Below are 9,947 nucleotides of genomic sequence, written 5' to 3'. Positions count from 1 at the left end.
ATCCTCCCCAGGCTTTCCGTCACCGCCTCATGCATAAAGCAGGAGGCAGTGACGGAATGTCTAGGTGGAATCGGCTGTCAACCGACCCAAGAGGTAACGTGGTCCGCGTTGGTCGCAGCAGGCAAGCGGCCATGGTGTGCCGGGAAGTCTGGTCGGCGACATCATGCCCCGACCCCGAAAGCCACTCATGAGCGCTAAGCGCACCCATTCTTATTCCGGATCGTCCTTCTCGGGACTTCCCAGCTTTTCCCACCTCATCAGGGCCGACTCCACCGCAGGCGTCCTGCTGATCCTCGCCGCAGCCGCAGCCCTGATCTGGGTCAACACCCCCGCCGGTGACGGCTACCTGAACCTGCGCGACACCACGCTCCCCGTGAACCTTGGCTTCGAAACCTTGAATCTCACCGTGGGCGAATGGGCCTCCGACGCCCTGTTGGCCATCTTCTTCTTCGTGGTGGGTGTGGAGCTCAAACACGAGTTCGTCAACGGCTCCCTGCGCGACCCGAAGACCGCCATCACCCCCATGGTCGCCGCGGCCGGCGGTGTGCTGGTCCCCGCCCTGATCTTTGCCGGCATCCAGCTCGTCACCGGTGCCGGCGCCTCCACGCTGCACGGTTGGGCCATCCCCACCGCTACAGACATCGCCTTCGCCACGGCCGTCCTCGGCCTGGTGTCCAAGCGACTGCCCTCGGCCCTGCGCATCTTCCTGCTGACGTTAGCCGTGGTGGACGACCTCATCGCCATCCTCATCATCGCCGTGGCCTACGCCCACGGTTTGGCACCGCTGTGGCTGCTGGCCGCCCTGGTCCCCCTGGCCGTATTCACCTGGTTGGTGCAGAAGCACCCGACGTTCTTCGTGAACTTCCGCTGGGCCCCCTGGCTGATGCTCTTCCCGCTGGGCATGATCACCTGGGTCTGCGTGGACCTCTCAGGCATCCACGCCACCGTGGCTGGCGTGGCGCTGGGACTGATTGTCCCGGCGAAGCCCGGCGCCTGGGCGCGCGGCACCACACTGCCCGACGCCTGGCGCCCCCTCGCGCCCGTCCTCAGCCACCGCATCGGCCCCTTCTCCTCCGGGCTGGCCGTGCCCGTGTTCGCGTTCTTCGCGGCCGGCGTGCCCATCGGCGGGGCCAGCGGTTTCGTGAACTCTCTGCAGGATCCCGTGGTGTGGGGCATCGTGCTGGGCCTGTTGATCGGCAAACCGCTGGGCATCGTCGGGTCCACGTGGCTGCTGACCAGGACTCCGTGGGGGCGACTGGACCCGCGGCTGCGCTGGTCGCAGATGTGCGGCATAGGCCTCATGGCTGGCATCGGCTTCACGGTGGCGCTGCTGGTCACCGAACTCGCCTATGGACATGCCTCCCCGCACACGGAACACGCCAAGCTCGCGGTGCTGATGGCCTCCGTGCTGGCCGCGGTGTTGGGAGCCATCTGGCTGCTGCTGGTGTCCCGCAAGGACCCGGTGGAGCGCACCCGCACCGAAGTGCAATAGGAACGCTGGACCGCTTCGCCTGAACCGCGATTTGCCCCTTATTTCCGGGTTCACCCCCTCAGCCCGAGTTTGCCCCACTTAACGCAAGAAGCCCCAGTCGTAGGACTGGGGGTTCTCGCCCATGCGGTTGCAAAGTCTAGAACGAGGGGCAAATGGCGGCCGCCGGCGCCCGGTCAGCCCTGAGCGCGGGCGATGGCGTCCTTGGCGGCCTCCCAGCTCAGCAGGGCGCACTTCACTCGGGCCGGGAACTTGGAGACCCCGGCAAAGGCCGCTGCGTCGCCGAGCTTCTCCTCGAGCTCCGCACCGATCTCCGCCTTGCCGCGGGAACGCATCAGCTCGTGGAAGTCCTCGTTGGCCGTCTCGAAGCTGGCCACGCTCTCCCCGGTCAAGGTTTCGGAGAGCACTGACGCCGACGCCATGGAGATGGAGCAACCGTCGCCTGACCAGGCCAATGCCTCGATGGTGCCGTCATCGGCGACGCGGGCGCGCAGGGTGATGTCGTCCCCGCACAGCGGGTTGTGCTGGTGCGACTGACCCTCGTGCTGACCGGGTTCGCCCTCCAACTGATCGGCACCGATGCGGCGCTTCGAGTGGTCCAGGATGATGTCCTGGTAGAGCTGCTCAATCGGATTCATCACTTCACCCCAAAGAAGGCACGAACATCCGAGACGGCGTTCAGCAACGCATCCACGTCGGCCTCGGTGTTGTACAGATAGGCGGAGGCTCGCGTGGATGCGGAGACCCCCAGGAACTTGTGCAGCGGCTCGGCGCAGTGGTGGCCCACGCGCACGGCCACGCCGCGAGAATCCAGGAACTGGCCCACGTCGTGCGGGTGCACGCCGTCCACGGCGAACGGCACGGTGCCGGTGCGGGAAACATCAGCGTCTGCCGAGGGACCCAAGATGCGGACTCCTGGCAGCTCCGACAGACCGTTGAGCATCCGCTTGCCCAGATGCTGCTCCCAGCCCTCGATCCGGCCCATGCCGGTCTCACTCAGGTAGCTCACCGCGGTGGCCAGCCCAATGGCCTGGCTGATGCGTTGTGTTCCCGCCTCGAATCGCTGAGGGGCGGGCAGGAACTCGGCGTGATCCAGGCTCACGGTGGTGATCATGGAGCCGCCGAACAGGAACGGCGGCATGGCGTCCAACAATTCGGCGCGTCCGTAGAGCGCACCGATACCAGTTGGTCCCAGCATCTTGTGGCCGGAGAACGCTGCGAAATCAATGCCCAGGCCCGCGAAGTCGAGCGGCATGTGCGGGGCCGACTGGCAGGCGTCCAGCACCGAATAGGCACCAACGGAACGGGCCAGCGCGGCCAGCGCCGCGACGTCGTTCACCAGGCCGAGCACGTTGGAAACGTGCGTGAACGCGAGGATGCGCGTGCGAGGGCCCACGATCGAGGCCGCGGCCTCCAGATCAAGGGTGGCGTCCTCGCGCAACGGGATCCAGCGAAAGGTGGCGCCGGTGCGAGCAGCGAGTTCCTGCCACGGGATGAGATTGGCGTGGTGCTCCATGCCGGTGGCGACGATCTCGTCCCCGGGGGCCAGGCGAAAGCGGTCGGCCTCCGGTCCGCCGGCGCCGGCCGTAGCGTTGGAGAAGGAATAGGCGATGAGGTTCAGGGCCTCGGTCGCGTTGGAGGTCCAGACGATCTCGCGCTCACCGGCGCCCACGAAGCGGGCAACGGTTGAGCGGGCGTCCTCGAATCGATCCGTCGCTTCGACGGCCAGGGTGTGGGCTCCACGGTGCACGGCGGAATTGGCCGTCTCGTAGAAATGCTGCGAGGCCTCCCACACGCATTCAGGGGTCTGGGAGGTGGCGCCGGAATCCAGGTAGACCAGCGGGTGCCCGTTGATCTCTTGGTCAAGGATCGGGAAGTCGGCGCGGATGCGCTCCACCTCTGCGGGGCTCAGCCGCTCCTGCTGACCGGCCTGCACTGAGTTCGACGCCGCTGTGTTCGGCACGGGATTCCTTTCGGGGCCTTGGCGCTGATAGCCCTGCTGTCCTAGCTGTCCCTGCGTCGGTCGGCGCAAGGGTCCTCCACGAGCCTCAACGGTCGGGGCTCCCGGGTCATTCCGCAGTGTTGCCTCGTATGACGGGCCCGGCCAACGCCAGTGTTTGATACTCGCGGCTAAGGCGACGCGCTGCGAGCGCAACCGGAGCCACACAACGGCGACGCGGTCGCGGTGCCGCGACGCGCCGTCGGGCATTCACCCGATGAGCGACTCCACTTTGTCCGCCGCCGCGTCCAGCACGAACGGCAGCACCTTGTTCTGGGAGGAGTTGAACTTGGAGAGGACGAAGTCCGCGGTGGCCTGGTGCCCGGGCGGGCGTCCCACGCCCACGCGGACACGCTGATAGTCGCGGGTGCCCAGCGCCTTGGTGATGTCCCGCAAACCGTTGTGGCCGTTCTCGGAACCGCCGGTGCGGGTTGCGACCTGGTCGAAGTCCAGGTCCACCTCGTCGTGGATCACGATCACATGATCGGGTTCCACGTTGAAGTATTTGCTCAGGGAGGAGACGGGTCCTCCCGAGACGTTCATGTAGGTGGTGGGCTTGGCCAACACCACCTTGGGGCCACCCATCATCAGGCGACCCTCCAGGATCTGGGCACGGTGGCGGGAGGCCACGGTGAAGTGGCCTCCCATCCGGTCGGCCAACACATCGAGAGCCATCTGGCCCACGTTGTGCCGCTGACCGGCGTGGTTGGCCCCGGGGTTACCGAGGCCAACCACCAACCACACGTGCTGCGTCATGATCGAGTGATCACTCGGCGGGGGTCTCGGCGGCAGCCTCTTCGGCGGCTTCCTCAGCAGGTGCCTCAGGCAGCTCGATCTCGACGGGCTCGGAAACGGTCACGATGACGGTGTCGGCGTCGATCTCGAGCTCTGCACCCTCCGGCAGAACGAGGTCTGCGGCGGTGATGTGGGTGTCGGCCAGGCCCTCGACGTTTGCGGTGACGAACTCGGGCAGCTTCAGTGCGTCGGCCAGCACGGAAACGGTCGGGACATCCAGGGAGGCAACCTGGGAGGCGAAGGGCTCGCCCTCCACGTGCACGTTGACCTCGACGGAAACCTTCTCGCCCTTCTTCACGGTGAGGAGGTCCAGGTGGTCAACGGTCTGACGCAGCGGGTGACGCTGGATGTCCTTGACGAGAACCAGGCCCTCCTTGCCATTGGCCTCGATGTTCAGCACGGCGTTGGACGTACGCACGGCGAGGGTGGTCTCGCGCGCCGGCAGCAGCACGTGCACGGGATCGCCACCGTGGCCGTAGATGACTGCGGGGATCTTCTCGGCACGACGTGCCTGGCGGGCGGCGCCCTTACCGAAATCGGTGCGGACTTCGCCGTGAATGGTCTGGTAATCGCTCATGAGCTTTACTCCTGTGGTCGATGACACCGGCCCAACTGTTGGTCCGGTCCACGCCCGGGGCATGCTCGGCGTGGATCCTTGTCATCGAACGCTTCAGCCGGGTTCACCCGGAATGAGATTCGATGAAGGCCCTCGTCGATGACGGAGTCACACGTTTCCATGCGCTCCCTCGCCTGGGCAGCAGATCCATCTTAGCGCGTGTTCCGGGCCGGCGGCACTCGGGGTGTCTGGCGTCACCTCGGCGCCAACAGAGCCGCGCCACGACAAGGCCCGACGCCGTATGGTGCCGTCCCAGGGGAACGGTGCCACACTGCGTCGGGCCTTGAAGCGGAAGCAGAACTCAGGCGCGGCCGTCGAAGAGGCTCGTCACGGAGCCGTCCTCGAAGACCTCCTTCATGGCGCGGGCGATCAGCGGCGCGATGGAGAGCACGGTGAGGTTGTCGAAGCGCTTCTCCACGGGGACCGGCAGCGTGTTGGTGACGACGACCTCGCGGGCGCCGCACTCGGCCAGGCGCTGGGCAGCCGGGTCGGAGAACACGGCGTGGGTGGCGGCGATGATGACGTCCTTGGCGCCGGCCTCCTTCAGCACGCGCACGGCGCCGGCGATGGTGCCGCCGGTGTCGATCATGTCGTCAATCAGCACGCAGGTGCGGCCCTCGATCTGGCCCACCACGGTCTTGGACTCGGCCTTGTTGGGCACGGTCAGGTCGCGGGACTTGTGCACGAACGCCAGCGGCACGCCGCCCAGTCGATCAGCCCACTGCTCGGCCACACGCACGCGTCCGGTGTCCGGGGAGACCACCGTGACGTTGTCGCTGCCGACGCGGCCACGGATGTAGTCGGCCAGCAGCGGGATGGCCATCAGGTGGTCAACCGGGCCGTCGAAGAAGCCCTGGATCTGCGCGGTGTGCAGGTCGACGCTCATGATGCGGTCGGCGCCTGCGGTCTTGTACAGATCCGCGACCAGGCGGGCGGTGATGGGCTCGCGGCCGCGGCCCTTCTTGTCCTGGCGGGCGTAAGGGTAGAACGGGGACACCACGGTGATGCGGCGGGCCGAGGCACGCTTCAGGGCATCAACCGTGATGAGCTGCTCCATGAGCCAGTTGTTCAGCGGGGCCGGGTGGGACTGGATGACGAAGCAGTCCTTGCCACGCACCGACTCGCCCGGACGCACGTAGATCTCACCGTTGGCGAAGTCGTAGGCGCTGAGCGGTGCCAGGTCGGTTCCGAGGCAGTCGGCCACTTCCTTGGCCAACTCGGGGTGGGCCCGCCCGGCCGTGATGACCATCTTCTTGTCGACATTGTGGCTGAGTTCGCTCATGCGCTCATGTGTCCGTTCTTAACTGGGGTGCCTGTGGGTGAGGAGTCGATGATGATGTCCGACGGGTGGTCGGAAGTTCAGTGGCCCGCGTCCGGTTGGGCAGGTCCGTCGGGCTGGGCGGTGCCGTCAGTGGTGTCCGACGAGTCCGCGGCCAGGGCCGCGGCCACCGCGGCAGCGGAGCCTGGGCGTTTGCGCTGCACCCAGCCCGGGTCGATGTCCTGGGGTGCCTTGGTGACGGTGAGGGCTCCGGCGGGGACGTCGTGACGGACCACGGCCCCGGCACCGGTGTACGCGCCGTCGGCCACCTCGACCGGTGCGATGAACACCGTGTTGGCGCCCGTGCGGACCTGCGAGCCGATGGTGGTGTGGTGCTTGTTGACGCCGTCGTAGTTGGAGGTGATGTTGCCGCAGCCGATGTTGGTGTCCTCGCCGATGGTGGCGTCGCCCGCGTAACCCAGGTGGGAGAGCTTGGTGCGGGCGCCGATCGTGACGTTCTTGGTCTCGTAGAACGCGCCGATCTTGCCCTCGGGGCCAAGGACGGTGTCCTTGCGCAGGTAGCTGAAGGGGCCGACGGTGGCGCGGGCGCCGATCCGGGAATCCGTGGCGTCGGTGCGCTTCACGGTGGCGCCGGGGCCAACGGTGGTGTCGGTCAGCGTGGTGTCCGGACCGACGGTGGCGCCCTCGGCGATGGCGGTGCGCCCGGCCAGGTGGGTGCCCGGCAGCAGGGTGACGTCGCGGGAGAGGGCGACGTCCACGTCGATCCACGTGGAGTCGGGGTCCACCACGGTCACGCCTGCACGCATCCACTTGGTGACGATGCGGCGGTTGAGTTCCTTACCCAGTGCGGAGAGCTGCACGCGGTCATTGGCGCCCTCCACCTGCCAGCGGTCGGTGGTGACGGCTGCGGCGACGAGGTCCCCGTCCGACTTGAGGATGCCGAGCACGTCGGTGAGGTACTTCTCACCCTGAGCGTTGCTGGTGCTGACCCGCTCCAGCGCGCCGCGCAGTGCGGCGACGGAGAATGCATAGATGCCGGAGTTGACCTCGTTGATCTGACGCTGCTCGTCGGTGGCGTCCTTCTGCTCCACGATGCCCTCGACGGAGCCGTCCTCGGAACGCAGGATGCGACCGTAACCGGTGGGGTCGTCCAGGCGGGTGGTGAGGACGGTGGCGGAGTTGCCCTCGTTGATGTGGCGCTCCACGAGTTCCTGCAGCAATTCCGTGGACAGCAGCGGGACGTCGCCGTAGGTGACCACCACGGTGCCTGCGGTGAGATCGGTGAGGGCCTCGAGCGCGACCTCCACCGCACGACCGGTGCCGGGGACCTCGTCTTGGTCAACGATGGCCACGTTGGGCACGTGCTCCAGAACGTGCTGAGCCACCTGGTCGCGTTCGTGGCGGACCACGACGGCGACCCGGTCCGGCTCCAGGCCGGTGGCTGCGTCCAACGCGAGCCCGATCATGGACCTGCCGCCGATCCCGTGCAGGATCTTGGGTAGGGAGGACTTCATTCGCGTGCCCTGCCCTGCCGCCAGGATGATGACGGCTGCAGGTTTGACGACCTCGGCACTCACGTGTGTTCTCGCTCCTTGGAGGGTGGCGACATAAGCCGGATTCACCGCTGCGATCAGCAGCGAGGGATCCGCTCGTCATTCTGCCACGCCGGTACCCGAGCCTGACCCATGAAAGTTCGCGGGAGCCCATGAGAGTGGGGAAGGACACCGAACGCGTACGTTCCGCCGCCAGGATTCGAACCTGGACTGCACGGCTTCAAAGGCCGGCGTGCTGCCGTTACACCACGGCGGAACGGACCCTGAAAAGGTCCGCGTGCCATTCTGCCACGCACCCTGCCCCGCCAAAGAATCAGGGTGCCGTTCCGGCCCCGCCACCTCCTATTGAGGCATCACATGAGGCTTCTCACGACGCATCTCATGAACCGATGACAGCCATGCACACAATCAACTGGACACCTGTCGATAACAGGATAAGAGTTGGTGCGGAGTACAACTACGACGAAGGAGTCAAAAGCAATGCGTGCTGTTCGCTACTACGGCAAGGAAGACGTCCGCATCGAGGACATCGAGCCCCAGGAACTCAAGCCTGGGACGGTCCGCATCAACCCCGCCTACGTGGGCGTCTGCGGATCCGACCTGCACCTCTACTTCGACGGCCCCGTGGCTCCCTGCCCGGCCGACGCCCCGCACCCCCTCTCCGGTGAGCAGCTGCCCGTGACGTTCGGCCACGAGTTCTCCGGTGTGGTCACCGAACTCGGCGAGGGCGTCACCGACCTCAAGGTGGGTGAGCGCGTGGTCGTGGAGCCGCTCATGGTCTGCGGCGAGTGCGACCAGTGCACCTCCGGCAACTACAATCGCTGCTCCAAGATGGGCTTCATCGGTATCTCCGGCAAGGGTGGCGGCCTGTCGGACTCCATCGTGACGGATCGCCGCTGGGTGCACTCCGTGGGCGACCTCCCGCTGGACCAGGCGGCCCTGGTAGAGCCCCTTGCCGTGGCCGTTCACGCAGTTCGCTCCACCCCGGTCGAGGCCGGCCAGACCGCCATCGTCGGCGGTGCAGGCCCCATCGGCCTGCTCGTCGCGGCCTCCCTGAAGGCGCTCGGCGTGAAGGTCATCATGACCGAACTCTCCGCCGCCCGTAAGCAGCGCGCCGTGGAACTCGGCCTCACCGAGCACATGTTGGATCCTCGCGAGGTAGACGTGGTCGCCGAGGTCAAGAAGCTCACCGACGGCCGCGGTGCCGACGTCGCCTTCGAGGCCACCGGCGCGGCACCCGTCCTCTACTCCCTCACCGAGGCGCTCAAGCCGGGCGGCTGGCTGGAGGTCGTGGCGATCCACGTCCGCACTCCGGAGCTGCGCCTGAACGACATCCAGTACTCGGAGAAGATCGTCTCAGCGGCCATGGGTTACGCCAACAACCACCCCGAGGCCATCGAGCTGGCCCGCTCCGGCGACCTCCCCCTGGACGGCTTCATCACCGCCGTGATCGAGCCCGAGGACCTGGTCGCCAAGGGCTTCGAGGAACTGAAGAACAACGGCGAGGCGCACGTGAAGATCCTCGTGAAGGTCCACGGCGACGACGCCTGAGTTCCTTCTCGGTTCGCGGCGCGTAGCACCGTGAACACCCATGCCCGACGTCCGGTGCCCGGCTTTTCGAAGCCGGGCACCGGACGTCGGGCCTTTGGTTTTTCAGGCCTGGGCCATGTGCCGTGCGGCGATCAGGCCGAACACGCTGGGCGGGCCGATCGTGGATCCCGGGCCGGGGTAGGTGTGGCCCATGACAGCGGCCGACGTGTTGCCTGCGGCGTAGAGGCCTTCGATGACGCTGCCGTCCGGGCGCAGGGCGCGGGCGAACTCGTCGGTGACGATGCCGCCCTTGGTGCCGAGGTCGCCGATGACCACCTTGTATGCGGTGAAGGGGCCCTTGACCAACGGAGCCAGGTTCGGGTTGGGGCGCACGGTGGGGTCGGAGTAGTAGCGGTCGTAGGCGGAGTCGCCGCGGTGGAAGTCCTGGTCGCGGCCTGCGCGCGCGAAACCGTTGAACCGCTCGACCTCGTCGGTGAAGGTGTTGGGATCGACGCCGATCTTCGTGGCTAGCTCGGCGATGCTGTCCGCGGTGACCTTGATGCCCTCCTGCGCCATCAACTTGTTAGCCCGTGGATCCATGGCGAAGGTCAGCAGGTACTTGCGCTTGTACGGGGCATCGTAGACGAGCCAGTAAGGTCCCTTGGCGCCGTCGTGCTCCCGCATGT

At 66.8% G+C, this 9,947-nt stretch carries 9 protein-coding genes and 1 tRNA gene; 2 read left to right on the top strand and 8 right to left on the bottom strand.

Annotation, left to right across the window (positions count from 1 at the left end):
* Positions 1-187: 187 nt before the first annotated feature.
* Positions 188-1,492, top strand: a complete 1,305-nt coding sequence (gene nhaA / locus Q0A15_RS03375) for a Na+/H+ antiporter NhaA (protein ID WP_291278126.1) — start codon at positions 188-190, stop codon at positions 1,490-1,492.
* A gap of 173 nt (positions 1,493-1,665) precedes the next feature.
* Here the strand turns inward: nhaA and sufU are convergent, their stop codons facing one another.
* The 7 genes from sufU to Q0A15_RS03340 form a co-directional block, all read right to left on the bottom strand.
* Positions 1,666-2,127 carry a Fe-S cluster assembly sulfur transfer protein SufU gene (gene sufU / locus Q0A15_RS03370; protein WP_291278125.1) on the bottom strand — a complete coding sequence of 154 codons (462 nt, stop codon included), beginning with the start codon at positions 2,125-2,127 and terminating at the stop codon, positions 1,666-1,668.
* Positions 2,127-3,425 (bottom strand): SufS family cysteine desulfurase, encoded by a 1,299-nt coding sequence (locus Q0A15_RS03365; protein ID WP_291278127.1) that lies wholly within the window; start codon positions 3,423-3,425, stop codon positions 2,127-2,129. Before Q0A15_RS03365 ends, sufU begins: the two co-directional genes overlap by 1 nt.
* 273 nt (positions 3,426-3,698) lie before the next feature.
* A complete protein-coding gene (pth, locus tag Q0A15_RS03360; RefSeq protein ID WP_291278124.1) occupies positions 3,699-4,244 on the bottom strand; it encodes an aminoacyl-tRNA hydrolase in 546 nt (181 codons plus the stop codon).
* Between the two features lie 10 nt (positions 4,245-4,254).
* Positions 4,255-4,860 carry a 50S ribosomal protein L25/general stress protein Ctc gene (locus Q0A15_RS03355; RefSeq protein WP_291278123.1) on the bottom strand — a complete coding sequence of 202 codons (606 nt, stop codon included), beginning with the start codon at positions 4,858-4,860 and terminating at the stop codon, positions 4,255-4,257.
* Between the two features lie 340 nt (positions 4,861-5,200).
* Positions 5,201-6,181 carry a ribose-phosphate diphosphokinase gene (locus Q0A15_RS03350; RefSeq protein WP_291278122.1) on the bottom strand — a complete coding sequence of 327 codons (981 nt, stop codon included), beginning with the start codon at positions 6,179-6,181 and terminating at the stop codon, positions 5,201-5,203.
* Between the two features lie 77 nt (positions 6,182-6,258).
* Positions 6,259-7,755, bottom strand: coding sequence for a bifunctional UDP-N-acetylglucosamine diphosphorylase/glucosamine-1-phosphate N-acetyltransferase GlmU (gene glmU, locus Q0A15_RS03345; RefSeq protein WP_291278121.1), 1,497 nt, complete (start codon positions 7,753-7,755; stop codon positions 6,259-6,261).
* A 160-nt stretch (positions 7,756-7,915) separates the two neighbouring features.
* Positions 7,916-7,987: transfer RNA gene (locus Q0A15_RS03340), tRNA-Gln, on the bottom strand.
* A gap of 224 nt (positions 7,988-8,211) precedes the next feature.
* Here Q0A15_RS03340 and Q0A15_RS03335 point away from each other — a divergent pair.
* Positions 8,212-9,282 (top strand): 2,3-butanediol dehydrogenase, encoded by a 1,071-nt coding sequence (locus Q0A15_RS03335; protein ID WP_291278120.1) that lies wholly within the window; start codon positions 8,212-8,214, stop codon positions 9,280-9,282.
* A 102-nt stretch (positions 9,283-9,384) separates the two neighbouring features.
* Here Q0A15_RS03335 and Q0A15_RS03330 read toward each other — a convergent pair.
* Positions 9,385-9,947, bottom strand: a 563-nt coding sequence (locus Q0A15_RS03330) for an FAD-binding protein (RefSeq protein ID WP_291278119.1), incomplete at its 5' end; no start/stop codon positions are given.

Origin of the sequence: Galactobacter sp. (assembly GCF_022712295.1) — a bacterium.
Lineage (GTDB): Bacteria > Actinomycetota > Actinomycetes > Actinomycetales > Micrococcaceae > Galactobacter.
This window is presented reverse-complemented; position numbering and strand designations above follow the sequence as displayed.